Annotated in this window: 25 protein-coding genes and 1 pseudogene; 9 read left to right on the forward strand and 17 right to left on the reverse strand. The window is 58.9% G+C overall.

Translation table 11 applies throughout. The features are described 5' to 3' along the window. Window positions 1–38: 38 nt before the first annotated feature. The 11 genes from F475_RS25845 to F475_RS25895 all read right to left on the reverse strand — a co-directional run bounded on the left by F475_RS25845 (window position 39) and on the right by F475_RS25895 (window position 8,978). Window positions 39–518, reverse strand: a complete 480-nt coding sequence (locus F475_RS25845; RefSeq protein WP_111455058.1) for a DoxX family protein — start codon at window positions 516–518, stop codon at window positions 39–41. Then, window positions 515–1,276, reverse strand: coding sequence for a DUF2063 domain-containing protein (locus F475_RS25850; RefSeq protein ID WP_111455059.1), 762 nt, complete (start codon window positions 1,274–1,276; stop codon window positions 515–517). Before F475_RS25850 ends, F475_RS25845 begins: the two co-directional genes overlap by 4 nt. Next, complete coding sequence (locus tag F475_RS25855; RefSeq protein ID WP_064619907.1) at window positions 1,273–2,127, reverse strand: DUF692 domain-containing protein; 855 nt, start codon at window positions 2,125–2,127, stop codon at window positions 1,273–1,275. Before F475_RS25855 ends, F475_RS25850 begins: the two co-directional genes overlap by 4 nt. A gap of 26 nt (window positions 2,128–2,153) precedes the next feature. Then, entirely contained in the window at window positions 2,154–2,459 is a 306-nt protein-coding gene (locus F475_RS25860) for a DUF2282 domain-containing protein (RefSeq protein WP_018926899.1), read from the reverse strand. Between the two features lie 216 nt (window positions 2,460–2,675). Further along, window positions 2,676–3,368 (reverse strand): RES family NAD+ phosphorylase, encoded by a 693-nt coding sequence (locus F475_RS25865; RefSeq protein WP_064619904.1) that lies wholly within the window; start codon window positions 3,366–3,368, stop codon window positions 2,676–2,678. Then, a complete protein-coding gene (locus F475_RS25870) occupies window positions 3,362–3,766 on the reverse strand; it encodes an antitoxin Xre-like helix-turn-helix domain-containing protein (RefSeq protein WP_018926897.1) in 405 nt (134 codons plus the stop codon). The genes F475_RS25865 and F475_RS25870 overlap by 7 nt, the downstream gene beginning before the upstream one ends. Before the next feature lie 214 nt (window positions 3,767–3,980). Next, complete coding sequence (locus tag F475_RS25875; protein ID WP_018926896.1) at window positions 3,981–4,682, reverse strand: ABC transporter ATP-binding protein; 702 nt, start codon at window positions 4,680–4,682, stop codon at window positions 3,981–3,983. Next, window positions 4,683–5,450: a high-affinity branched-chain amino acid ABC transporter ATP-binding protein LivG gene (livG, locus tag F475_RS25880; RefSeq protein WP_018926895.1), complete on the reverse strand. Its 768-nt coding sequence runs from the start codon at window positions 5,448–5,450 to the stop codon at window positions 4,683–4,685. Next, window positions 5,447–6,703: a high-affinity branched-chain amino acid ABC transporter permease LivM gene (locus F475_RS25885; RefSeq protein WP_111455060.1), complete on the reverse strand. Its 1,257-nt coding sequence runs from the start codon at window positions 6,701–6,703 to the stop codon at window positions 5,447–5,449. Before F475_RS25885 ends, livG begins: the two co-directional genes overlap by 4 nt. Beyond that, a complete protein-coding gene (gene livH, locus F475_RS25890) occupies window positions 6,700–7,623 on the reverse strand; it encodes a high-affinity branched-chain amino acid ABC transporter permease LivH (RefSeq protein WP_018926893.1) in 924 nt (307 codons plus the stop codon). Before livH ends, F475_RS25885 begins: the two co-directional genes overlap by 4 nt. A gap of 227 nt (window positions 7,624–7,850) precedes the next feature. Then, window positions 7,851–8,978: a branched-chain amino acid ABC transporter substrate-binding protein gene (locus F475_RS25895; protein WP_019580926.1), complete on the reverse strand. Its 1,128-nt coding sequence runs from the start codon at window positions 8,976–8,978 to the stop codon at window positions 7,851–7,853. 350 nt (window positions 8,979–9,328) lie between these two features. Between F475_RS25895 and F475_RS25900 the strand changes: the two genes are divergently transcribed. After that, entirely contained in the window at window positions 9,329–9,634 is a 306-nt protein-coding gene (locus tag F475_RS25900) for a DUF2288 domain-containing protein (RefSeq protein WP_026286481.1), read from the forward strand. 314 nt (window positions 9,635–9,948) lie between these two features. On the opposite strand, the gene F475_RS25905 is transcribed toward F475_RS25900, so the two are convergent. Beyond that, window positions 9,949–12,147 carry a hypothetical protein gene (locus F475_RS25905; RefSeq protein ID WP_019647896.1) on the reverse strand — a complete coding sequence of 733 codons (2,199 nt, stop codon included), beginning with the start codon at window positions 12,145–12,147 and terminating at the stop codon, window positions 9,949–9,951. A gap of 254 nt (window positions 12,148–12,401) precedes the next feature. On the opposite strand from F475_RS25905, the pseudogene F475_RS30870 reads away from it, so the two are divergent. Next, window positions 12,402–12,784: pseudogene (locus tag F475_RS30870) on the forward strand (NAD(P)-dependent oxidoreductase); the annotation flags it as partial. 99 nt (window positions 12,785–12,883) lie between these two features. Further along, window positions 12,884–13,240: an NAD-binding protein gene (locus F475_RS30875; protein ID WP_256597246.1), complete on the forward strand. Its 357-nt coding sequence runs from the start codon at window positions 12,884–12,886 to the stop codon at window positions 13,238–13,240. Here the strand turns inward: F475_RS30875 and F475_RS25915 are convergent. After that, window positions 13,131–15,407 carry a bifunctional diguanylate cyclase/phosphodiesterase gene (locus tag F475_RS25915; protein ID WP_111455061.1) on the reverse strand — a complete coding sequence of 759 codons (2,277 nt, stop codon included), beginning with the start codon at window positions 15,405–15,407 and terminating at the stop codon, window positions 13,131–13,133. The two genes, F475_RS30875 and F475_RS25915, sit on opposite strands and share 110 nt — an antisense overlap. A gap of 148 nt (window positions 15,408–15,555) precedes the next feature. Then, the gene (locus tag F475_RS25920; protein ID WP_111455062.1) at window positions 15,556–15,921 is read right to left on the reverse strand and encodes a YkgJ family cysteine cluster protein; all 366 of its coding nucleotides are present in this window, start codon (window positions 15,919–15,921) and stop codon (window positions 15,556–15,558) included. Window positions 15,922–16,184: 263 nt separating this feature from the next. Here F475_RS25920 and F475_RS25925 point away from each other — a divergent pair, with 263 nt between their 5' ends. Then, window positions 16,185–17,552: an MFS transporter gene (locus F475_RS25925; protein ID WP_256597247.1), complete on the forward strand. Its 1,368-nt coding sequence runs from the start codon at window positions 16,185–16,187 to the stop codon at window positions 17,550–17,552. Window positions 17,553–17,740: 188 nt separating this feature from the next. Here the strand turns inward: F475_RS25925 and rapA are convergent, their stop codons facing one another. Further along, a complete protein-coding gene (gene rapA, locus F475_RS25930) occupies window positions 17,741–20,587 on the reverse strand; it encodes an RNA polymerase-associated protein RapA (RefSeq protein ID WP_018926884.1) in 2,847 nt (948 codons plus the stop codon). Between the two features lie 229 nt (window positions 20,588–20,816). Here rapA and F475_RS25935 point away from each other — a divergent pair, with 229 nt between their 5' ends. The 3 genes from F475_RS25935 to ccoM all read left to right on the forward strand — a co-directional run bounded on the left by F475_RS25935 (window position 20,817) and on the right by ccoM (window position 21,685). Next, window positions 20,817–21,158: a hypothetical protein gene (locus F475_RS25935; protein WP_018926883.1), complete on the forward strand. Its 342-nt coding sequence runs from the start codon at window positions 20,817–20,819 to the stop codon at window positions 21,156–21,158. 104 nt (window positions 21,159–21,262) lie between these two features. Further along, on the forward strand, window positions 21,263–21,424 hold the full coding sequence (locus tag F475_RS30535; RefSeq protein ID WP_007935839.1) for a hypothetical protein: 162 nt from the start codon (window positions 21,263–21,265) through the stop codon (window positions 21,422–21,424). 144 nt (window positions 21,425–21,568) lie between these two features. Continuing rightward, window positions 21,569–21,685 (forward strand): cytochrome c oxidase subunit CcoM, encoded by a 117-nt coding sequence (gene ccoM, locus F475_RS30920; protein ID WP_018926882.1) that lies wholly within the window; start codon window positions 21,569–21,571, stop codon window positions 21,683–21,685. Between the two features lie 192 nt (window positions 21,686–21,877). On the opposite strand, the gene F475_RS25940 is transcribed toward ccoM, so the two are convergent. Together F475_RS25940 and F475_RS25945 are read right to left on the reverse strand one after the other, a co-directional pair. Next, window positions 21,878–23,353 (reverse strand): inorganic phosphate transporter, encoded by a 1,476-nt coding sequence (locus F475_RS25940; protein WP_018926881.1) that lies wholly within the window; start codon window positions 23,351–23,353, stop codon window positions 21,878–21,880. A gap of 377 nt (window positions 23,354–23,730) precedes the next feature. After that, window positions 23,731–23,931, reverse strand: a complete 201-nt coding sequence (locus F475_RS25945) for a hypothetical protein (RefSeq protein WP_018926880.1) — start codon at window positions 23,929–23,931, stop codon at window positions 23,731–23,733. Window positions 23,932–24,141: 210 nt separating this feature from the next. On the opposite strand from F475_RS25945, the gene F475_RS30265 reads away from it, so the two are divergent. Then, the gene (locus F475_RS30265) at window positions 24,142–24,327 is read left to right on the forward strand and encodes a hypothetical protein (RefSeq protein WP_138866217.1); all 186 of its coding nucleotides are present in this window, start codon (window positions 24,142–24,144) and stop codon (window positions 24,325–24,327) included. Window positions 24,328–24,588: 261 nt separating this feature from the next. Continuing rightward, on the forward strand, window positions 24,589–25,431 hold the full coding sequence (gene pcaR / locus F475_RS25950; protein WP_007935836.1) for a pca regulon transcriptional regulator PcaR: 843 nt from the start codon (window positions 24,589–24,591) through the stop codon (window positions 25,429–25,431). The last annotated feature ends 22 nt before the right edge of the window (window positions 25,432–25,453 follow it).

The raw sequence follows: 25,453 nt of genomic DNA on the forward strand, positions 1-25,453 counted from the left end.
CTCACCACACAACCTTTATGGGAGTTCTGAGGTTGGTATCAGCGGGCGTAACGCCGGGCAATCAGGTGATCGATCGACAACTTGCCAGGTCCAGTCGCCATCAAGTACAGCAACACCGCCGCCCAGGTGCCGTGGGTCGGATACGCATCGGGGTACACGAACAGTTGAATGGTCAGGGTCATACCCAGCAGCGCCAGGGCCGAAAAGCGTGTGGCGAAGCCGATCAGGATCAGAATCGGAAAGAAATGCTCGGCGAAGGCCGCCAGGTGCGCCGCCAGTTCCGGGGAGAGCAACGGCAGGTGATATTCGCTCTGGAATAACGGAATGGTCGAGTCCGCCAGCCTTGGCACACCGAGTTCAAAGGTGCCGTCGATCAAGTCGATGGCCAAGCCTTCCACCTTGGTTTGCCCGGACTTCCAGAACACCGCGGCAATGGAAAAACGCGCGATAAAGGCGATCAGGCTGTGGGGGATTTTTTCCAGCAGCGTGATGGCGCGGGTAATGGGGTTTGTGTTCATGGCGATACCTGGTTGTGGTGTAAATGAGTGATGGCGTTGTGGCTGATCAGCAGCGCCAGGGTTTGGCTGAGATCGAAGGCCGGCGCGTTTTCCAGCGCTTGGCTCAGGGGCTGGCCGAGTCGCAGGCTCTGAATGAAGATTCTGGCGCCGTGGTCGATGGCGAAGACCTCAACCTCCAGTTCGTTACGCAGCACCAGCGCGTTTTGCCCGTGGCCGAGGTCGATCCCGGCCAGCGTCGCGTCCTGTTGATGCGCCGCCCAGATTGCGACCACGGCGAAGGCTGAAGTCAGCAGATTGAGGGAGGGATGAAGCCCAAGCGTCAGCTCGCTCAATGCCTGTGGGTCCGACAGCACGGCGGCGATTTGCTCATGGCCCAAAGGCTGCGCATCAGCGGCGTGATAGGCCTGAACGCGCAAGCGCTCCAGCCGCGCCACATCGGCCAGATAAGGCACGCTGGCTGCCGGTTCAAAATTGTCGATGAACTCGGCGAAGTCCTTGCCGTAGTCGTTGATGAGCGGGCTTTGCGGTGGGCAACTTTGCACATACAACCCTGCTATCGCCCGGAAAAATTCATCACCGACCAACTGCATAACCACCGGATAGCTGTCGGCCAAGGCGTTGATCAGCGAGCTCTGCACATTGTTGCGATACACCGCGAAACGGCTGGCCGGATCGGCACCGTTGGCACTGAACACGCCCTCGGGGCAGGGCCGTTGCGGATCGAGCAGGGCGGCGGAAAAAGCGGCTTGAGTGCTCATGGCCGGCTCCCTGCGCGGTGCAGCAACTCATCGGCATGACGGGCTTCGGCGTGCAACACACTGAAGGCCGGTAACCGGTTGTCGCGTTCGATCAACGTGGCGATCGGGCCGACCCGCTCCAGCACCTGCGAGTACAGCGCCCACACCGCGTTATCGACGGGCGCACCGTGATCGTCGATCAGTAGTCGGTCACCAAGGCTGTCGGTGTCTTCGGCAAACCCCGCCAGATGAATCTCTCCCACAGCGTGCAGTGGCAGGGCGTCGATGTAGGCCCGCGGATCTCTTTGGTGATTGATGCAGGAGACGTAAACGTTGTTGACGTCCAGCAGCAGGCCGCAGCCGGTGCGGCGAATGACTTCACTGATGAAGTCGGCTTCATCGATTGTCGAGTTCTGGAACGCCAGGTATGTCGCCGGGTTTTCCAGCAGCATCGGGCGTTTGAGGGTGTTCTGTACCTGATCGATGTGCTCGCAGACACGGTTCAGCGTCGGCGCGTCGTAGGCCAGGGGCAGCAGGTCATTGAGAAACACCGGGCCATGGCTGGACCAGGCCAGGTGTTCGGAAAAGGAGTGGGGTTGATAGCGCTCGATCAGCGCGGCCAGCCTTTGCAGGTGCTGACCATCCAGCGGACCTTCGGCACCGATGGACAGGCCAACACCGTGCAGCGACAGCGGATACTGCTCGCGGATCAATCCCAGAAAATGATGAAACGGGCCGCCGGCCACCATGTAGTTTTCGGCGTGGACTTCGAAGAAACCGATGTCCGGTTGTGCACCGAGCACTTCACGAAAGTGCTCGGTCTTGAGCCCCAGCCCGGAGCGGGGCGGGAGCCCGGAGAATGAATGGTTCATGGTCGACACTCTGGCTGGGGGGCTGATTACGACTTGGCTTTGTAGGCTTCCATCTGGCCGAAGCCGGTTGGCGAGGTCTTGCTCATTGTGGTGGCGCAGGTGCCCTTGGGGACAAGCTTCCAGGCGTTGGCCTGGTAGTCGGTTTTGGCGGTGCCAGCGCAAGTGGTACCAGCACCAGCGGCGCAATCGTTATGACCTTTCATGGCCACGCCGAAGCATTTTTCCATGTTGGCGTCAGCGGCATGGGCCGTGGAGACAGCGGCGATGCTCAGGGCAGAACCAAGTGCCAGAACCAGGGCGGTGGCGGACAGGGTGCGGGTGGTAGCAGTCATGATGTTTCTCCGAAATTGAGCTTGGTATGGCAAGCGTTTGTGCTTGCTTACCGCTCTAGAGAAACGACAGGGCGGGGTGTTACAGCTGACTGCAGATTTTTTTCAAAAATCCTCAAAACACCATCAATCCCCTGTGGGAGGGCGCGCGATAGCGTCATGACATTTAGCATTGATGCTGACTGACAACGGATTCGTGCTATCGCGCCGATAAGACAGTCATGCAATGCTGATTTTATTAACGCTAGTGATCTGACCGTTCCAGATCATCTCGTAGTGGGCTGTTTGAATGACTGATGAGACTGGTCTGGGAGTCATCAGCGCCCAGCAGTAGTTGCCATGCATACGCACGGAGTTGTATCGCAGGCCAAGGCCCCCTGCATCCTTGACTACCTTACCCAAGCGATGTGAGTGCGTGTAGTCGACGGGATCGTAGATAGGATCGTGCATCGGAATGGATACGGCATCCCTCATTGCTTCGTCAACGAAAGTGCAGGATAACCCCCGGAAAACAAACCTCTCGTAATTGAGATTCTGGACATTCGACCAATACTGATTTTGGTGATGCTGTACCTCAGCCAGAGCAGTTTCCATCGAGGCAGCCAAGTACAACACGCCGAAACTGCCATCGCTGAAACGCGAGCCAGTTGGGTTGACGTGGGTGAAAGGGGCTGTCGCATAAGAGCATCCAGGGATGCCAAAGGGAATTTCCGCACGCGGTATCAGCTCAAGCCGACCTACCTCATTTTGCAGCCTCGGATTTGTGAGGGCCTGTATCTGATACAGAACATCAAATTCGTTCGCGTCCGCCACGTCGTCAAACAACGCAATGGGCGGAAACTTTGAATTGATCAATCGGTAGGCCTGCAACTGCTCACCGGCCAATACTGGCAACTGGCTCACCATTACCATTGTGCGCCTCGCAGCACGTCGATCCGCCGAAACGTCTCGTACAAGGAAATCATATCCCCCTGGGACATGATTTCGAGCGGGGTACGCCCGTTGAAGAACTCGTTTTCGTTCGCCATCGTCGGAAAACCATAGACGTTCTCAGGGTTATCAAAGACAAGACGCAGAACGGCATGGATGTTGAGAATAAAACTGATGCGCTGCATCTGGTCTGAATCCAGGTTTACGGACCAATCGGGATCGCGCTGCTTTGCCCGTGAGTACGTACTGCGGGAAATGCGCAGGATACGACAGGCCTGATCGCCCGATGCCTGCCACTTTTCGAGTATGCCTACAGCTGCTCGCAAACCAGTCACGCACTGGTCTTTGGTGAATCCTTGTGCCTGGGAGGTTGCTGTCATGTTGATCACTTCTTGTTTGTCTGTAGATACAAATATATGCAAGATGACTCTATAGATCAATGACGTTTATGAGGCGGGGCTCCTCCGACAGGGCTTCTTCTTTATCATTCAGGTTGTGCTAAAGATACACAGCCCCGTAGGAGCGGCCTTCGGTGAGGTTTGTGCCAGGCACAAAAAAACGGCCCGAAGGCCGTTTTTTGTTTACCGCAAAGGCTTAACCGCCGAGGTACGCTTCGCGCACTTTCGGGTCGGTCAACAGCGCTTCACCGGTCCCGCTCATCACCACCCGGCCGTTTTCCAGCACGTAGGCACGGTCGGCGATTTTCAGGGCCTGGTTGGCGTTCTGCTCCACCAGGAACACCGTCACACCGTCCTTGCGCAGTTGTTCGATGATGTCGAAGATCTGCTGGATGATGATCGGTGCCAGGCCCAGCGATGGCTCGTCGAGCAGCAGCAGCTTGGGCTTGCTCATCAGCGCGCGGCCGATGGCGAGCATTTGCTGTTCGCCGCCGGACATGGTGCCGCCGCGTTGGGCAAAGCGTTCTTTCAGGCGTGGGAAAAGTCCCAGAACCTTGTCCATCTGTTCCTGATAATCGCCCTTGTCGGTGAAGAACCCGCCCATGGCGAGGTTTTCTTCCACGGTCAGGCGGGCAAACACCCGACGGCCTTCCGGAACCACGGCGATGCTTTTACGCATGATCTGCGACGAGTCCTGGCCGACGAGCTCTTCGCCCATGTAGCGGATGCTGCCGCTGTGGGCTTGCGGCGAACCGCAGAGGGTCATCAGCAGGGTCGACTTGCCGGCACCGTTGGCGCCGATCAGGGTCACGATCTCGCCCTGGCGGACTTCGACGTTGACGCTGTGCAGCGCCTGGATCTTGCCGTAGAAGGTGGAAACGTTTTCGAACTGCAGCATTTACGCTTCCCCCAGGTAGGCTTTGATCACTTCAGGATTGTCGCGGATCTGCTCCGGCGTGCCGTTGGCCAACGGTGTGCCCTGGTTGATCACGAAGATATGGTCGGAAATGCTCATGACCAGTTTCATGTCGTGTTCGATCAACAGCACCGTCACATTATGCTCTTCACGCAGGGTGCCGATCAGCGCCTTGAGGTCGTCGGTTTCCCGCGGGTTGAGGCCGGCGGCCGGTTCGTCGAGCATGAGGATGCTTGGACGGGTCATCATGCAGCGGGCAATTTCCAGGCGGCGCTGCTGACCATAAGCCAGGGTGCCGGCCGGGCGGTTGGCGAACTCCTTGAGGTTGACCTTTTCCAGCCAGAACTCGGCGTATTCCATCGCCTCGCGTTCGCTGCGGCGAAACGCCGGGGTCTTGAACAGGCCTGCCAGGAAGTTGGTGTTCAGGTGCCGGTGCTGAGCAATCAGCAGGTTTTCCACGGCGGTCATGTCCTTGAACAGCCGCACGTTCTGGAAAGTCCGCACCACGCCTTTGCCGGCGATCTTGTGGCCGGGCAGGCCTTCGATCGCTTCACCGTTGAGCTGGATAGTGCCGGCGGTGGGTTTGTAGAACCCGGTCAGGCAGTTGAATACAGTGGTCTTGCCGGCGCCGTTGGGGCCGATCATCGAGACCACTTGTTTCTCTTTGACGCTCAAGGCTACGCCATTGACCGCCAACAGGCCGCCGAAGCGCATGCTCAGGCCATCTACTTTCAGGATCTCTCTGCTCATTTACGCAGCTCCATGTGAGGACGTTGCATGGGCAGCAGACCTTGAGGACGCCAGATCATCATCAGCACCATCAAGGCGCCGAACATCAACATGCGGTATTCGCTGAAGTCACGCATCAGTTCGGGCAACAGGATCATCACGACAGCCGCGAGAACCACGCCCAACTGCGAGCCCATGCCGCCCAACACCACGATGGCGAGGATGGTGGCCGACTCGATGAAGGTGAACGACTCCGGCGTGACCAGCCCTTGGCGCGCGGCGAAGAAGCTACCGGCGAAACCAGCGAAGCAGGCACCCAGAGTGAAGGCCGACAGCTTGATCACGGTCGGGTTCAGGCCCAGGGCACGGCAGGCGATTTCGTCTTCGCGCAAGGCTTCCCAGGCACGGCCGATCGGCATGCGCAGCAGGCGGTTGATCACGAACAGCGCGAACAGTGCCAGCAACAGCGCCACCAGGTAGAGGAAAACCACCTTGCTGACCGGGTTGTACGTCAGGCCGAAGAACTCGTGGAAGGTCTGCATGCCTTCGGTGGCCGTTCTTTCGAAGGTCAGGCCGAACAGCGACGGTTTGGGAATGTTGCTGATGCCGTTCGGTCCGCCGGTGAGGCCCGTCAGGTTACGCAGGAACAGACGGATGATCTCACCGAAGCCCAGGGTCACGATCGCCAGATAGTCACCGCGCAGGCGCAGCACCGGGAAACCGAGCAGGAAGCCGAATGTGGCCGCCATCAGGCCGGCGATCGGCAGGCAGATCCAGAAGCTCAGCCCGTAGTAGTGCGACAGCAGCGCATAGCTGTAGGCGCCCACGGCGTAGAAGCCGACGTAACCGAGGTCGAGCAGGCCGGCCAGACCGACCACGATGTTCAGGCCCAGGCCGAGCAGCACGTAGATCAGGATCAGCGTGGCGATGTCCACCGCACCGCGTGAACCGAAGAACGGCCATACCAGTGCCACGACGATCAACGCCATGATGATCCAGCGCTGGGTGGTCGGCAGGGTCAGGAAGTGGCTCGCGCTGGCCGGGATCAGTTTGCCCTTGGGCACGGAGCGCATGGCCGCCGAGTATTCGCGGTCGAACAGCACACGCAGGAACATCAACACCGAGCAGGTGGCGATGATGATCAGCGTGGAGGTGCTGGCGCCTTCCACTTCGAGGTTGATCCCGGCGATGGACAGTTTCAGGCCGAGTACCGGATAGGCCACGGCCCATACCAGCAGGGCGCTGAACAGCGCCTGTTTAAGATTCCTAGTCATACTTTCTCAACCTCCGGACGACCCAGCAGGCCGGTTGGCCGGAATAACAGCACCAGGACCAGAAGGCCGAAAGCCACCACGTCCTTGTACTGGTCACCGAATATATCGGCGCCGAATGCTTCGGCTACCCCCAGCACCAGACCACCGAGCATGGCGCCCGGAATGCTGCCGATGCCACCCAGCACCGCCGCGGTAAAGGCTTTGAGGCCTACCAGGAATCCGGCGTTTGGGTTGATCACGCCGTACTGCATGCTCAACAGTACTGCCGCCACGGCCGCCAGGGCGGCACCGATGACGAAGGTCAGGGCGATGATGTTGTTGGTGTTGATGCCCAGCAGGTTGGCCATCTTGATGTCTTCGGCACAGGCCCGACAGGCGCGTCCCAGACGTGAACGCGAGATGAACTGGGTGAGACAGAGCATCACCACCAGGGTCACCACGAACACCAGGATCTGCATGTAGGAGATCAGCACTTCCTGTGCGCCGCCTGGACCGAAGCTGAAGCTGCCCGGAATCAGGTTGGGGATCGATTTGTCCTTGGAGTCCTGCGAGAGCAGTACGGAGTTCTGCAGGAAGATCGACATGCCGATGGCGGAGATCAGCGGGATCAGACGGTTACTGCCCCGCAGAGGGCGGTAGGCGATCCGTTCGATACTGTAGCCGTAGGCACTGGTCACTACGATGGTCGCCAGGAAAGCGGCGGTCATCAACAACGGCAGAGAATGGATACCCAGCATGGCCAGTCCGGCAAGGACGATGAAGGCCACGTAGGAACCGATCATGTAGACCTCGCCATGGGCGAAGTTAATCATTCCAATAATGCCGTAAACCATTGTGTAGCCAATGGCTATAAGGGCATAGGTGCTGCCAATGGTCATCCCATTAACCAGCTGTTGGAAGAAGTGATAGATCTCAGGCATTACAGCGCTCCTAAAAACCTGATACGCATTTCACTGGTGGAGTCATGTTCCGGCCCGGGCTGTGTGGTCTGTGGCCACCTTCGCACGAGCGTTTGCCAGCGAACCGCTGGTGACGGTTTTAAGATTTTCAGGTAAGCCAACTCCCGGATCGCGGGACTCTGACTCATTAATCTCGTAAAACAAAGCCCACTGCTTGCGCAGTGGGCTTTATTAATCATGGAGCTAGCTTACTGAGGGGAAACTTCGGTTTTTGGTTTGCCGAAGTGCCACTCATAGACCACGAATTTGAAGTCTTTCAGGTCGCCCTTGCTGTCGAACGACAGATCACCGGTCGGGGTCTTGAAGGTGCCTTTGTGAATGGCTTCAGCTACCTTGGCGGTGTCTTCGCTCTTGGCAGCCTTGATACCTTCGGCAATCACTTCGACAGCCGAGTAGGCCGGGAACACGAACGGACCGCTTGGGTCCTGCTTCTTGTCGGCAAAGGCTTGTACCAGGGCTTTGTTGGCTGGGTCCTGGTCGAAGGATTTCGGCAGGGTGACCAACAGGCCTTCGGAAGCATTCTGGGCAATTTGCGAGATGGAGTCGTTGCCGACGCCTTCAGGCCCCATGAACTTGGCTTTCAGGCCTTTTTCCTGGGACTGGCGCAGGATCAGGCCCAGCTCCGGGTGGTAGCCGCCGTAGTAGACGAAGTCGACGTTGGCTTGCTTGAGCTTCTGGATGATCGAGGAGAAGTCCTTGTCACCGGCGTTGAGGCCTTCGAACACGGCAACCTTGACGCCTTTCTTCTCAAGGGTCTGTTTCACGGCGGTGGCGATGCCTTCACCGTATTGCTGTTTGTCGTGCAGCACGGCAACGATTTTCGGTTTTACGTGATCGGCAATGTAGTTACCGGCGGCAGGGCCCTGGGCGCTGTCCAGGCCGATGGTGCGGAACACCAGCTTGTAACCACGGGTGGTGATGTCCGGGTTGGTGGCGGCCGGGGTGATCATGATCACGCCTTCGTCTTCGTAGATGTCCGAAGCTGGCTGGGTGGAGCTGGAGCACAGGTGGCCGACCACGAATTTCACACCATCGTTGACCACTTTGTTGGCGACGGCCACGGCTTGTTTAGGGTCGCACGCGTCGTCGTATTCCTTGGCTTCGAGCATCTTGCCGTCGACGCCGCCCTTCGCGTTGATCTGCTCGATGGCCATCTTGGCGCCGATGAACTGCATGTCGCCGTATTGAGTGACCGGGCCGGTTTTAGGGCCGGCGATGCCGATCTTGATGGTGTCGGCGGCGAACGAATGGCTGGCAACCCCGGCCAGAACCATAGCGGCAAACAGTTTTGAAATCTGCTTAGTAGCCTTAGTCATAGTGCTCCACTCTTACTGTTGTAGTTTTTATAGTCCTGGCGCCGTAGCAGCAGAACCGGGTCAGATATCGTCGATATCCTCCGGAAAATGCCCCCGGCAACTGTACCGGTACAGTGTAGAGCGCCGATTGTTAGCCTGGGAAGCTGGCGCCAGGGGGCAAAACCTGAGGGTGTCGCTTTGTTGAAAGAAAAAGACAGAATCGCGGCAGGATGTTAGCTGGCTAATACTTGAAGCAGCAGCATTCCCTGGCTTTCCCGGGTTTTTCAATCGGTAACGCAATTGCATCCGGGTTTTTCTGGCGCAACACCGACGTTATCATTCACATCGATTTCTTTTGCGGACAGGAACCCATGACTCAAGAACCTAGCACCCTCTATGCCAAGCTGCTTGGTGAAACCGCATCTATTACCTGGAAAGAGTTGGAGCCGTTCTTCGCCAAGGGTGCCCTATTGTGGGTCGACCCAGGCCTGGATTTGATTGCTGCGGCGGAGGCGGTGGCGACCGATGAAGGCGAGAAAGTCGCTGCCTGGCTGGCCGCCGACAAGGTCGCCAAGCTGTCTGAAACGCGGGCGCTGGATCTTTTCGAGCGTGATCCGGAGCTGTGGGCCGTGGTTGTTTCGCCGTGGATTATGATCCAGGAAAGGGCGAAGGCTTGAATGCTTGCACTGATTTGGTGCTTGGTTTTGTCGGGTAAAAGTGTGTAGCCGAGTAGCGTGATGGCACGTTGCCGTGGAGAAAGGCCACAGAAAGGCCGGTATAACGGTGACGTAAACGTAACGGGAACAGTTTATTGAGCAGCCGATGGGCTGCTCAATTGTTTCTGGGTGTTGTGATCGTTCCAACGCTCTGCGTGGGAATGCAGCCCGGGACGCTCTGCGCCCCAAAAGCGGACGCGGAGCGTCCATTGAGGCGTTCCCACGCGGAGCGTGGAAACGATCATCACAAGGCTGCGATCGTTAAAGGCTCGACCTCAATAAGCCGTCTTGCCCGTATGGTTATTCAGCGAAATAACCTTGGTCTTGCCAATCCGGTGACGGTAGATCTCGCGCAGGTACTTGATCGCCTTCTTCACGCAATCGCGCGACAAACGAATGTCATTGATCGAGACGAACTTGTCCTTGTCGTTGATCAGCTCGCGGTACTTCTTCTCGTACATCGGTTTGATCGCGTACCAGTTGGTGTCGAGGATCTTCGCCGGGTTTTCGAATTCGTTGAGCAGATCGTCGATCCGGTCTTCGTCGAAGTCTTCATGGATGATGAAGTCCAGGATCGAGTTATCCAGTGTTTCGTCGAAGCGATACGGATTTTTTGCGAAGCAACGCTTGATGAACGCCACGATCAGCGTCAGGAAGTCGTCCGACAGGCACGGGCTCTTGGCGATCAGGGTGGTCAGCGACAGGTTGGCCGAGGCGCCGATCACCAGTGCATAACGCTTGAGCGTGGTGTTGGGGAACAGGCTGTTGAGGTGGGTCTTCAACCGGTTCAGGTCCATGTAGGACAGTTTGTAGTCTTTAGGCAGGGACACGATCGACACCACCGACGAGCAGTTCTTGAAGAAGTGCAGGTCGTGCAAGGCGGCCGCGTCATAGCCCGAATTCTTGTACTGCTCGAGCGAGGCGCGGTAGCGCTTGGACTCGATTGGCAACAGGCTGATGCCTTCAATCGCCTGGGTGACTTTGTTGAAGTGCGGCAGGTCGATGGAACGGAAGAACAGATCGTCGATGTTCAGGCGCTGCGGCTCTTTGTCGAACACCTTGAATTTGTCGCTGCTCGGCGGCGGGGTTTCCGGCACCACGGACTCGGCGTAGGCAATTGCCACCGGGCCGGCCAGGCTCATGAACAGGTCGTTGGCGTCCAGGCGAATGGTTTCGCCGATGTCGATGCCTGCGCGACGGAAATAGTTCTGGTCGTAGTCGGTGGTGACCGCCTGCGCCGTCAGAATGTTGAAGATCTGCTGTGAGATGTACTGGTTGGCGTGCTTTTCCATCGCGTTGACGTCGATATTCTGGATGTTGCCGTCATCGCTTTCTTCGGCATAACGCATGATGTCGTTGGAGATCAGCATCATCGCGTTCCATGGACGGATACGGCCCATGACGCTGGCTTCGCTGCTGTCTTCGTTGGCGAAGTTGTAGGAGAAGTCCCACTCTTCTGACAGGTATTTGCACAGCAGGCGACCGGCGTTGATGTGCAGCGCTTCGGACATTTCACTGCGGTGATCGGAAATGTTCGGCAGTACGCAGATGCCGCTGGTGAAGATCGGCTCGAAGACGAAGGAATGGCCGCTCTTGCCGTCGTGTTCGTCCATCGGCTTGGTGTCGAACGTCTTGTTCATGTACGAGTGCTGCTGGGCCAGGCCGAATTCCGAGGCCATGCCCGAACCGGTACCGCCGCCGGCACTGAAGATCGAGAAGTACAGGCGCGACTGGTTGGCCTTGATCCCGCAGCTGTCGATCAGGTACGAGTGAATCATCTTCCAGTCGGGGCTGGAGAAGCGCTGGGTGTCCTTGTTCAGGATGATCTTGGCCAGGTACTGGCCGAGGATCGGCGCGTTACCGGCGCCACCGGCGTGGACTTCCGACAAGTCCATGATTTTCATTTTGCTGTAGTCGCGCAAAAAGCCGCTTTTTTCGCCCTTGCGCGAGAAACGGATGCGACCGGCGATGTCCTTGTCCAGGTCGCCGAGCATCACCAGCGGTTCCACCAGGAATACCGGTTTGGTGGCCTTGTTCGGCCCCAGGCGCAGGTTATTGCGAATCCACTGCGCCGGGCTGTAGCCCTTTTCGGCGTAGCGTTTATCCGGCGACAGACGGTCTTCGTTGTTGAATTCGTTGAGGTAGAACTTGCGGGCGTTGTACACCAGCTCCGCCACGTCCAGCGCGATGTTCGAACCGCAGCGGCCCAGGCCGATCAGGCACACCGAGGGGAATTCCTGGTCGTTGTGCTGTTCGTTGTCGCCTTCCAGATGGGGCGGGCGCGGGAACACCAAGTCGCGCAGGCCGTCGAGGTTGTCGAGGATGCGGTCGGTATTGGTTTCGGTGAAGTACAGGTATTGCTGAGTCGACAGCGGACGCGACGGGGGCAATGGCTTCGACGATGAGGGGCTGTTCGCCGCGGGGCTCAGGGTCAGGTCGGATACCGCGGTGGCCGGATTGTTTTTAGAAGTCATTGTGCGCCATATACCTGGACTGGTCGGCTCGGCGACAAGTGTCATCGAGTCATCACGGAATGGGATCTCGCGTCTTTTTTTAGCGCGAATGTAGCCCAAGCGTCAGGGCCTTGGCCTGAACATCACTCGGGGGAATCCTTTCCTTAACCATGATGAATCGGCCAATATTCGATGATCTTTAATCAAGGGGAGGCTAAATGATGGCAACGTTGCCTGCGCTGGGGTTCGCCGGAATCGGCCTGATGGGTTTGCCGATGTGCCGACGCCTGTTGGCGGCCGGTTACCCGCTGACGGTGTGGAACCGCAACCCGGCCAAGTGTGCAGGCTGGTCGAGGCTGGTGCGCGGCAAGTGGCGACACCGGCCGAGCTGTGTCAGCACGCCGACGTGGTGATGTTGTGCCTGGCCGATACCGCGGTGGTTCGTGAGGTGGTGTTTGGCGCGGCTGGCGTTGCCGAGGGGGCGAAAAGCGGCCAGTTGCTGGTGGATTTTTCCAGCCTGGAGCCCACCGCAACGCGGGAAATGGCCACAGCACTGGCCAATAAAACCGGGATGGGTTGGCTCGATGCGCCAGTGTCCGGCGGGGTGGTCGGCGCCGAGGCCGGCAGCCTGGCGATCATGGTTGGTGGCGAGGCGGCAGACCTGGCGCGCGTGCGGCCGGTGTTGCTGACCCTTGGCCAGCGCGTGACCCACATGGGCGCGGTCGGCGCGGGGCAGGTGACCAAGGCCTGCAATCAGATGATCGTCGCCTGCAATGCCTTGGTCATTGCTGAAGTGGTGAGCCTGGCCGAGCGCTCCGGGGTCGATGCCAGCCTCATTGCCGAGGCGCTGGCCGGTGGTTTCGCCGATTCAAAACCGTTGCAGATTCTCGCGCCGCAAATGGCCGAAAGCCGTTTCGAGCCCGTGAAATGGCACGTACGTACGTTGCTGAAGGATCTCGATACCGCCGTGAAGTTTTCCCGCGAACAGGGTTCGGCCACGCCGATCAGCGGATTGGCCGCACAACTGATGCGCCTCCATGGGGGGCAGGGGTTCCTGGAAAAGGATCCTTCGACGTTAGTGCAGTTGTACCGTGAGCCAGACTCAACGGATTGACGGCATGCGTGTGCTGGTTGATTTCGGCCAGTACCGGCCGCAACTCAGCCAGCGGCACCGGATGGCTAAGCAGGTAGCCCTGGACGAAATCGCAGCCGTGGCGTTGGAGAAAGTCATATTGCTCGAGGGTCTCGACACCTTCGGTGACGACCTGCAAATGCAGGGTATGGGCCATGACGATAATGGCCTGGACGATTTCCATGTCCTGGGTCGTCTTGGGAATGTCCTGAATGAACGAGCGGTCGATCTTCAGCGTGTTTAATGGCAGGCGCCTGAGGTAGGCCAGGGATGAATAGCCGGTGCCGAAGTCGTCGATCGACAATGAAACACCGAGGGCGCGAATCTGCCGCAGCAACACCAGGGTGTTGGAAATATTGCCCATCAGCGCATTCTCGGTCACCTCCAGCTCCAGTCGCTGGGGCGTCACCCCGTAGATGCGCAGGGCGTGTTCGATTTCATCGGCCAGTTCTTCTCGCGCCAGGTTCAGGGGCGAGCAATTCACTGCGATCTTGAGGTCTTCGCAATCGTGGCGGGACAGTTCGCCCAGGTCTGCGCAGGCTTTGCGCAATACCCAATTGTCCAGTTCGGCGATCAGGCCGTTGGCCTCGGCGATGGCGATGAACCGGTCCGGCGTCAGCAGTCCGTGAACCGGGTGTTGCCAGCGGACCAGCGCTTCCAGTTTGGTGACTCGGCCGATTCTCAGGTCATAGATCGGCTGGTAATACAGCATCAACCCGGAGTCTTCGCGCAGGGCGTGACGCAGTTCTTCTTCGAGTTGCAACTCCAGGGTGGCGCGGGCTTTCAGGTTGGAACTGAAAAAGTGCAACCCGTTACGACCGCTGCCCTTGGACTGATACAGCGCCAGGTCGGCGTTCTTCAGCAGTTCTTCGCAGGTTTTGCCGTCTTCCGGAAACAGGCTGATGCCGATGCTGGTGGTCATGACCATGCGCCGTCCGGACAACTCGATGGGGTCCTTCATTTTCAGCATGATGCGCTGGGCCATATGCCGCGCTTCTTCACGGTCGTACAGGTTGATGAGGAGGCAGAATTCGTCGCCTCCGAAACGCGCCACCACGTCTTCGTGGCTGCGCACCGAGGCCTTGATATGACTGGCGAGGACTTTGAGCAGTTCGTCGCCGGCATCATGGCCAAGGCTGTCGTTAATCCGCTTGAAGTGGTCGATGTCGAGGAATATCACCGCGAGCATGCCGCCTTCGTTGGTTTTTTCGATGAGTTTTTCGGCGAAGAGCTGGTTGAAGCCCCGGCGGTTGAGCAGGTTGGTCAAGGGGTCGTAATGCGCCACCTGTTGCAGCGACATGCGTGCCTGATCCAGTTGACCGAGCAGGGCGTTGACCCGCTGCAGGTCGGACTCCTTGTGTTGCAGCTTCTTGTCCGCCAGTGCGGCACTGATGCTGCTGCCGATGATCAACAGCGCCATCACTGCCACTGTCAGCCCCAGTTGCAGGTGATTGTTGTCGCCGGGCAGCGGTTGAAGGCTGTCGTCGGGCAGCACCAGGTTGAGCGATGCCATGCCGGTGAAATGCATGCTGACAATGCCGGCCCCGAGCACCAGGCTGGCGGTGTATTTGAGCAGTAGATGATACGCACCGGTGTCATCGCGCAAGTGACTGGAAATCAACAGGGCAGCCAGGCTGGCACCGATGGCGATCACGACGGAGAGCACGAACAGGGCGGGTTGGTAATAGACCAGCGCATTCGATCGCAGTGCGGCCATGCCCACGTAGTGCATGGTCGCGATGCCCAGGCCGATCCACACCGCGGCCCGCAGGTATTGCAAGAAATTCAGTTGGGGATGGCTCAGGGTGTACATGGCCAGCCACGAGGCGGTCAGGGCGAACAACAGCGAGATCAGGGTAGTGGGCAGGTGGTAATGGATTTCGATCGGCACCTGGAACGCCAGCATGCTGATGAAGTGCATGGACCAGATACCGCCCGCCAGACACCCGGCGCCGACCCAGCGCCAGAGTCGTTGAGAGGCGGACTTTTCCACATGACCCACCCGCTCGGTCATGTCCAGCGTGGCGAAACCGGCCGTGCAGGCGACCAGATAGGCCAGCAACACCAGAAACGGGTTATGGGTGCAATTGAGTATGACCTGCCCGCTTTCCGGCAGCCCGGTCATGAAATGCAAACCAAGCCACTCCATAGCATGTCCCGTCTGTGAGTCATCTTGGCCTGCGTCATGCGCGCTGGCGAATGCTGGCAGTATAGAGGGCTTACACGGAGCGCAAGGGGTGGTGGCGCAATGATGTCAAATATTTTTCGAATGGCTTGATTGCGGTCGCTGCCAAGCCTTAGGCGATCTGCTCAAAAGGCGTTTCGAATTCAGGTTGCAGGGCGGGCAGCCCGAACGCGGCCCGTGCCGCATCGCAATCCACGTTCGCCTCGCCATTGGCCCAAGAGGCGTCGAACTCCCGACAAGTGCTGGAGCGCTGATCGTAAATCGAGCACTGCACGGTGCTGCCCACTTCACCCACCAGACCGACACAGCGAACAGGTTTGCAGTCTGTGCCCAGCATGGCCACCCGGCTGGGGCTGATGGACGTGACCAGTTCGTCAGGCACCGTGCCCCCGGCCGAGGTGCATTCACCCCAGAAAAAAGACACGCGGAAATGAGAACAGCAGGCACCGCAATTCAGACACGGACTGGCTTCGGGCATGGGCAATGATCAAAGGAGGAATGGGAACGGGGGTGGGCAGACAAGGCCGCTATTCTAGGCTTCGCCATGCCGTTGGGAAGGGGGGCGCAGAGGTATTTTTCCAGCCTGCGACTGATGGTGAAAAACCTGGCTTCCTGACAGCACTGATCCCACAGGTTATGTGTGGCGCCATGGGCTGATATCAGCCTTGCGAATAATGACAGACAGCCCTGACGGGCCTGACTAGATTGGAGGTTCCGGGGACAGTGACGGCCCCAACAACAATAAAAAGAGACGGACCCATGCAGAACTCGACCCAAGCGGCGAATGCCTGGCGCATTCTGTTCCTGTTGTTCCTGGCCAACCTGTTCAACTTCTTCGATCGCACCATTCCGGCGATCATCATCGAGCCGATCCGCATGGAATGGCACCTCAGCGACTTTCAGCTGGGGATCATCGGGACTGCATTCACCATCGTCTACGCTATTGCCGGCCTGCCTCTGGGGCGATTGGCCGATACTGGCTCGCGCAGCAAACTGATGGGCTGGGGCCTGGCGGCATGGAGCGGGCTGACCGCGGTCAACGGGTTGGTGGGCAGTTTCTGGAGTTTCCTGATCGTGCGGATGGGCATCGGCATCGGTGAAGCCAGTTACGCGCCGGCTGCCAACTCGCTGATCGGCGACTTGTTCCCGGCGCATCGTCGGGCGCGGGCCATGGGCATTTTCATGCTCGGCTTGCCGCTGGGCCTGCTGCTGGCGTTCTTCACCATTGGTGCGATGGTGAAGGCGTTCGACAGCTGGCGTGCGCCGTTCTTTATCGCGGCGGTGCCGGGGTTGATCCTGGCGGTCTTCATGTTCTTCATCAAAGAGCCGAAACGTGGCGCGGCGGAAAGCGTGCAGGTTTCACAGGAGCGTGTGGACCGGCCGATCCGTCGAGTGCTGGCGGTGCCGACTTTTCTGTGGCTGGTGATGGCGGGGCTTTGTTTCAACTTCGCCACCTATGCCTGCAACTCGTTTCTGGTGCCGATGCTGCAGCGTTATTTTCTGATGCCGTTACAGGACGCGGCGGTGGCGACCGGGGTGATCGTCGGAGTGACCGGGTTGTTCGGCCTGACATTAGGCGGATGGATTGCCGACAAGATTCACCAGCGGGTGGCCAACGGGCGACTGCTGTTCGCCGCATTCAGCCTGGTCGTTTCGACGTTGTGCACGGCTTGGGCGCTGCATGCCGGGCGGATCGAGATCGGGGTATTTGTCGCGGTATTCAGCCTGGGGTGGTTATTCGCCTACAACTTCTACACCTGCGTGTACACGGCGATTCAGGACGTGGTCGAACCACGCCTGCGGGCGACGGCGATGGCGTTGTTCTTTGCCGGGTTGTATCTGTTGGGCGGTGGTTTGGGGCCGGTGGTGGTGGGCGGTCTGTCCGATCACTTCGCCCATACCGCGATGCTCTCGGCGGGTGCCGAGCAGATGACCGAGGCGTTCAAGGCAGTTGGCCTGCATGACGCGATGTACCTGATCCCGGTGGCGCTGTTTTTCACCATGGTGTTTCTGTTTTTGGCGTCGCGGTGTTTTGTCAGGGATGCCAAGCGGATGAAGGAAGGGTTGGTGGCGGTGGTTGAACCCGGGATTGCGGCGCCCGCGGTTTAAGATCAAAAGATCGTCCGATCGCGGCCCGAGCCTTCGGCTGCTCCTACAAGGGCATCGTGATCGACGCGGCCCCTGTAGGAGCTGCCGAAGGCTGCGATCTTGGCTGCGGTTGTTTCACCACAGATCCTCAGAAAGCAAAAAGGCCCGCATCGCTGCGGGCCTTTTTTATAGCGGCGGAGCAGGGCGGTTTAGCCCGCCACCAACACCCGAATCGCTTCCAGTCGCAATGCCGCTTTGTCGAGCATGGCCAGGCCTTGCTCGCGTTGCTTGCGCAGGGCAACCAGTTCGCTGTCGCGCACGGTCGGGTTGACCGCTTGCAAGGCGGTCAGGCGCGCCAGTTCTTCGTCGGTATCGGCCGCCAGGCGACGTTGTGCCTCGGCCACGCGCTCGGCGTGACGCGGGGTGATCTTCTCTTCGCCGGCGTTGATCCGTGGCGTCAGCTGGTCGCGCTGGGCCTGGATGAACTTGTTGGCGCTGGCGCGGGGCACGCTTTCCAGTTGATCGTTCAGGGTTTCGAATGACACCCGGGCCGACAGGTCATTGCCATTGGCGTCGAGCAGGCAGCGCAGGGCGGCCGGCGGCAGGTAACGGCCCAGTTGCAGCGAACGCGGGGCAACCACTTCGCTGACGTAGAGCAGTTCCAGCAACACGGTGCCCGGTTTCAGCGCCTTGTTCTTGATCAGCGCCACGGCGGTGTTGCCCATCGAGCCGGACAACACCAGGTCCATGCCACCCTGAACCATCGGGTGTTCCCAGGTGATGAACTGCATGTCTTCACGAGACAGCGCCTGGTTGCGGTCGTAGGTGATGGTCACGCCTTCGTCGTCGCCCAGCGGGAAGCTGGCGTCGAGCATTTTTTCGCTGGGCTTGAGGATCAGAGCATTTTCCGAATGGTCTTCGCTGTCGATGCCGAAGGCGTCGAACAGGGTTTCCATGTAGATCGGCAGGGCGAACTGATCGTCCTGTTCGAGAATCGCTTCGACCAGCGCATCGCCTTCACCCGCGCCGCCGGAGTTGAGTTCCAGCAAGCGGTCGCGACCGGTGTGCAGTTCGTCTTCCAGACGCTCACGCTCGGCGCGGGCCTCGTCGATCAGTGCTTTCCACTCGCCATCGTCGGTCTCTTCCAGCAGCGGCAGCAGGCGCGGGCCGAACTGATGCTGCAAGGCGTTGCCGGTCGGGCAGGTGTTGAGGAATGCGTTCAGCGCTTCGTGGTACCACTGGAACAGCCGCTCTTGCGGGCTGGTTTCCAGGTATGGCACGTGCAGTTCGATGACGTGCTTCTGGCCGATCCGGTCGAGACGACCGATGCGTTGCTCCAGCAGGTCCGGGTGCGACGGCAGGTCGAACAGCACCAGATGGTGCGAGAACTGGAAGTTACGGCCTTCACTGCCGATTTCCGAGCAGATCAGCACCTGGGCGCCGAATTCTTCGTCCGCGAAGTAGGCGGCGGCGCGGTCACGCTCAAGGATGTTCATGCCTTCGTGGAACACCGTGGCCGGAATGCCGGAACGCACGCGCAGGGCGTCTTCCAGGTCCATGGCTGTTTCGGCGTGGGCACAGATCACCAGCACTTTGGTGCGCTTGAGCATTTTCAGGGTGTCGATCAGCCACTCGACGCGCGGGTCGAATTTCCACCAGCGTTCTTCTTCGTTGGCGTCCGGCTGGGACTGGAAGCTGACTTCCGGGTACAGCTCGATGTGATCGCCCAACGGCAGTTCGAGGTATTCGGCCGGGCACGGCAGCGGGTACGGGTGCAGTTTGCGCTCCGGGAAACCCTGCACGGCAGCGCGGGTATTACGGAACAGCACGCGGCCAGTACCATGGCGGTCCAGCAGTTCGCGGACCAGACGGGCGCAGGCTTCGGTATCGCCATCGTTGACTGCGCTCAGCAGGGCTTCGCCTTCGTTGCCGAGGAAGCCGTGAATGGTCTTGTGCGCTTCAGGCGACAGGCGCCCTTTGTCCAGCAACTCCTGAACGGCTTCGGCCACCGGGCGATAGTTTTCGCTCTCGGCGCGGAAGGCATGCAGGTCATGGAAACGATTCGGGTCGAGCAGGCGCAGACGGGCAAAGTGGCTGTCTTGGCCCAGTTGTTCCGGGGTTGCGGTCAGCAGCAATACGCCCGGGATCGTTTCAGCAAGCTGCTCCACCAGGGAGTACTCAGGGCTGACCTGGTCTTCGTGCCACACCAGGTGGTGCGCTTCGTCGACCACCATCAAATCCCAGCCGGCGGCGAACAGCGCGTCCTGGGCTTTCTCGTCTTCCACCAGCCATTCGAGCGCCACCAGGGCAAGCTGGGTGTCTTCGAACGGGTTGGTGGCATCGCTTTCGATGAAGCGTTCTTCATCGAACAGTGCAACTTGCAGGTTGAAGCGGCGGCGCATCTCCACCAGCCACTGGTGCTGGAGGTTTTCCGGCACCAGGATCAGCACGCGGTTGGCGCGGCCCGAGAGCAGTTGGCGATGGATCACCAGACCGGCTTCGATGGTCTTGCCCAGGCCCACTTCGTCGGCCAGCAGAACCCGCGGCGCGATACGGTCGGCGACTTCACGGGCGATGTGCAACTGGTGTGCGATCGGTTGCGCGCGCACACCGCCCAGGCCCCAGAGCGACGATTGCAACTGGCGGCTGGTGTGTTCCAGGGTGTGATAACGCAGGGAGAACCAGGCCAGCGGGTCGATCTGGCCGGCGAACAGACGGTCGCTCGCCAGTCGGAACTGAATGAAGTTCGACAGTTGGGTTTCCGGCAGGGTGACCACTTCGTTCTGCCCATTGAGGCCGTGGTAGACCAGCAGGCCGTCAATGTCGTCGACTTCCTGTACGGTCAGTTTCCAGCCCTCGAAGTGAGTAATCGAGTCACCCGGCGAAAACCGCACGCGGGTGAGGGGCGCATTCCGTAGCGCGTACTGGCGAGTGTCGCCAGTGGCCGGGTAGAGCACGGTCAACAAGCGGCCGTCCTGTGCCAGAACGGTGCCTAAACCCAGCTCGGCTTCGCTGTCACTGATCCAGCGTTGCCCCGGTTGATACTGCTGCGCCATGCTGCCTGACTCCCACCTTGAAAAAGCGGGCTATCTTAACGGAATGAGCCTTCAGGGCCAAAGGATTACTCAGTAGGAGCTACCGAAGGCTGCGATCTTTTGATCTTCAAGTCCTGAAAAGATCGCAGCCTTCGGCAGCTCCTGTCTGTGCGCTGGGTCACAAGTTTTCGACCGATGGCTCAAGTCGCCATCCCCGCAGCCGACAGCCTGCTGACAGGAGACCAAAAATATGCTGCCACCGATGCTCCCCTTGAGCGCCGTGCCGATCACTTCACAGCAGGATCCGATCCGCCAGCGCCCGGATATTCCCCCCGTGGTGTCGGTGCAGGAAAGCTCCAATGAAAGCACGATCGACCTGCAAAACCGCGACCCGGAAGAGGCGGGCCTGCAGCTGCGCGAGGAGCAGCGTCGGCAACAGGAACGGGAGCGGCGCCGTCGCGAGGCCGATGAGGATCCTGAAGAGCATTTGGCGATCCCCGGTAATGAGCTCAATGCCGACAATACCGTGCCGGTGGTGCCGTTGATGGAGAGTCAGCCACGTCAGGGGTTGTGGGTCGATATCGAGATCTGAAGTGTCGGAGGCTGGTCAGCGCCCGCGCCAGACCGCATTATTGGCGTAATCCTGTCGCCTTTAGCCGGCAGCTGAATTCATTTCCAAGCGATGCACTGAACGCCATGAGCCAAGATGACAAGCTGATCGACCTCAATTCTGAACGTGCCAAACGGGTTCATGACCTTAATGAAAAGCGCCTGAACGAAGTGCGCCAGGCATTTGAGCAGGCCATGCCGTTGGGTAAAGCGAAGAAAAAGCCGAAGAACAAACCGAAAAAGCGTTGAAACACCCTGCATCTGTTGATGCAGGTCAGTTATTTCCCTTCCTTTACGCCCAGTCTCGGGCGGCATTGATCCCGGTCAATTTTCTCTCCTGCCCGATTGGTTAACTTAGCCCCATCGCAACAGAGCATGTGCAGGAGGCCAGTCATGTTTTTCGATAACGTGGTGATCGCCGGAGTGCTGACAGTCGGCCTCATGGTTCTGTTTTTTGCAGGGTTTGGTTTTTTTATCTGGAAGGATTCGCATAAGCGGAGAAAACCGTAGTTCTTTCTGGAGCAATGAGCACGCAAGGCATTTTGGGCGACTTCGGTCGCCCTTTTTTTTGTGCGATCGAAAGGGACGCGGAGCGTCCCGGGCTGCATTCCCACGCAGAGTGTGGGAACGATCTAATACCGAAATGCGGGCAATAAAAAAGGCGCGAACCTCACGGAACGCGCCTTTTTCAGTAGCGGTGTATCAGCTGCCCAGTGCCTTGGAGGCCAGCCAGAACAGGCCGGCCGACAGGGCTACGGTGGCTGGCAGGGTCAGGACCCAGGCCAGCAGGATGGTTCTGACAGTACCGCCTTGCAGGCCGCTTTTGTTCGCGACCATGGTGCCGGCCACGCCTGAGGACAGGACGTGGGTAGTGGAGACGGGCAGGCTGAAGATGTTGGCCAGGCCGATCATGCTCGCGGTGGTGATCTGCGCCGACATGCCTTGGGCATAGGTCATGCCTTGCTTGCCGATTTTCTCGCCGATGGTCAGTACCACGCGCTTCCAGCCGACCATGGTACCCAGGCCGAGGGCCAGTGCGACCGCCAGAATCACCCAGAACGGGGCGTATTCAGTGGTGGTGGTCAGGTCCTTGCGCAGTTTGTCCAGGTCAGCCTTTTCACGGGCAGCGAGGCCAGGCAGCTTGCTGACTTTCTTCGCCGTGTCGTCCAGGCAGAGCAGGTAACGACGCACTTCGATGCGGCTTTCCGCCGGCAGCGAGTGGTAGTCAGCTACACCCTTGAGGGTGTCGAGCAGGGCGGCGATGGTCGGTTCGGTCTGTTGCGGGTTGCAACGGAATTTCTCCGGCAGATCACCTTCCACGCTTTTGCCCAGGGCCAGGAATTCACCCAGCGTATCGGCATTGCGCTTGTAGAACTGGCTCAGGTGCAGGGTTGCATCGCGTGTCCGTTCGATCTGGTAGGTGGTGCTGCCCAGGTCGAGTACGAACTGCGCCGGGACAATACCGATCAGCACCAGCATGATCAGGCCGATACCTTTCTGGCCATCGTTCGAGCCGTGCACGAAGCTGACCGCCATGGCCGAAATCACCAGTACCAGACGGTTCCAGAACGGCGGGTGTTTCTTGTCGTCGATCTTGCGGCGCTGTTCCGGTGTCTTGTGCATCTTGGACAGCGGACGCCACCATTTAAGGCCGATCAGCACCAGGGCGGCAACGAGGAAGCCGGCCATCGGCGAGAACACCAGGGACGCGCCGATGTCGATCGCTTTCTGCCAGTTCACGCCGTCGGCCAACGGAATGTCGTTGATCAGGGCGTTGGCCAGGCCGACACCGAGGATCGAACCGATAAGCGTATGGGAACTGGAGGCCGGAATACCGAAGTACCAGGTGCCCAGGTTCCAGGTGATGGCGGCGGCGAGTAACGAGAACACCATGGCCAGCCCGTGACCGGTGTTCACATTGATCAACAGTTCTACCGGCAGCAGATGGACGATGGCATACGCCACCCCCACACCGCCCAGCAGCACGCCGAGGAAGTTGAACACACCGGAAAAGAACACCGCCAGATGAGGCGGCATGGCTTTGGTGTAGATAACAGTGGCCACCGCGTTTGCGGTGTCATGAAAGCCGTTGATGAACTCGAAGGCGAGGACAAAGGCCAGGGCGAGCAAGAGGCTCACAAGCACCCAAGCATCCAGTCCGCTGAATAAATCGATCATGAAGGTTTTCTGACCCGTTCGTAAGGGGGCGCGATTATGCCAGAAAAGACTGATAATCGATGCACTTGCTGCTCATCGGTTACATTCTTCAATGAATTAGTGGGTGGCAATCCCCTGAATCCCAGGGTTTTTCAGGGGCCTACAAGTCATTGAATTCGCTTGGAAAGGCAGCTGCCACAAGGGTTTCTCTCGTTGGGACGAGAGGCTTGAACGCTTGTGTGAAATATCTGAGAAGAAGGTCAGGCAAGAGCCGTTTGCCTCATCGAATGGATGAGGAAGCCGCTGCCCGCTTGTAGCGGGCGCGAAAAGCACCATCGATACAACCCGTTTTTAACGGGTGCAGACGCAGGCTCTTGAAAGGATTCAAGTCGAGGCGGTCATGGCTCTTCGGCTTTGAGTTCCTTTTCCATCTTCTGCAATTCCTGGGTGAAGGCCTGATCCTGAACGGTGGCGCGTTTACGCCAGGGTTTGCGTTCGGGTTCGGGCTGAGCGGCGTAGGTGGTGATTTCCCCGCCGTAAACTTCCTTGTAACGTTGTTCCTGGCGCTCAAGTTCCGCGCGCAGTTCGTCTTTCGTCACAGTGCTACCTAATTGAGTTGAGATTAATTCTGGTGAAACGCGCTGCATCGATCTATTGACCATGCTCGTCGAAAGGACAATGCCTGATACGACATCGTTCCCACGGCACAATCAATACTTCAATGTTGCAGGCGGCCACGGCACCAGAGAAAAACAGCTGACGCAGCATCAGTCTCCTGTTTCAGCGAGCGCGTTGGCGGAACATATTAAATGAGCGTCAAGCGCTTGCTGCGGACAGCGGCGATGGATATCGCGCTGCCGGCGGGCGGAATCGGTACAAAAAAACCGGTCGCCTCTGAAATGCATTATAGCGGTCGATTCGAAGAACACTATCTCTTGGCAGTTAAAAGTAGTTCCTCATGTGTGATTGTTTTGTTGCTCGCAACTTGCCGGTAACTACGGTGGACTGATGCCAGTTGCAGTGGTGACTTTCTGGCGCCATTAAGCCGGACAAATTATTACATCGTTCTCCTTTAAACCAGTGACCGAAAATAACAACCGTATTGTGGGTGAGTGAAAGCAGGATGGCTGAATGCACGCAGCACGATTGCGATTATCGGTCTGTGGTTCGATAATCGCCCAATCCTGGCAGCCGCTGGCTTGTGTGTCAGACCGGGGCCGCTTGTAATAGTCGCTGATCCGTGTGGGGAACCTGATATGAACGATCAAATGCGCAATTCCTTCGCTTCAGTGGCGCCGCCGATCGTCGCCTCGCCCGCCAAGCGAATCCAGGCCCTGACCGGTGACCCGGATTTCATGACTTCCCTGGCCCGTGGCCTGGCGGTGGTGCAAGCGTTCCAGGAGCGCAAGCGGCACCTGACCATTGCACAGATCAGCCACCGCACGGAAATTCCCCGCGCCGCTGTGCGACGTTGCCTGCATACGCTGATCAAGCTCGGCTACGCCACCACCGACGGGCGCACCTATTCGCTGCTGCCCAAAGTCTTGACCCTGGGCCATGCCTATCTGTCGTCGACTCCACTGGCGGTGTCTGCCCAGCCGTACCTGGACCGCATGAGCGAGCAACTGCACGAGGCCTGCAACATGGCCACGCTGGAGGGCGATGACATTTTGTACATTGCGCGCTCGGCGACTACCCAGCGGCTGATTTCCGTCGACCTCTCGGTGGGTGGGCGCTTGCCGGCCTATTGCACCTCCATGGGCCGGATTCTGCTCGCCGCGCTGGACGACACGTCGCTGCGCGAATACCTCGACCATGCAGACTTGCAAGCCAAGACCAGTCGCACCCTGCATACCCCCGAAGCCTTGCTCGAATGCCTTCAAGAAGTACGGCGACAAGGCTGGTGCATCGTCGATCAGGAACTGGAGCAAGGCCTGCGCTCGATTGCCGTGCCGGTGTATGACGCTTCTGGCCAGGTAGTGGCGGCGCTGAACGTCAGCACCCATGCCGGCCGGGTCAGCCGCAGCGAGCTGGAGCAACGTTTCCTGCCAGGTCTGTTGAGTGCCAGCCGCGACTTGAGTGCGCAGCTGTTCGCCTAAGCTGTTCGATAAACGCACAGAG

It is taken from the genome of Pseudomonas sp. URMO17WK12:I6 (assembly GCF_003253625.1).
Lineage (GTDB): Bacteria > Pseudomonadota > Gammaproteobacteria > Pseudomonadales > Pseudomonadaceae > Aquipseudomonas.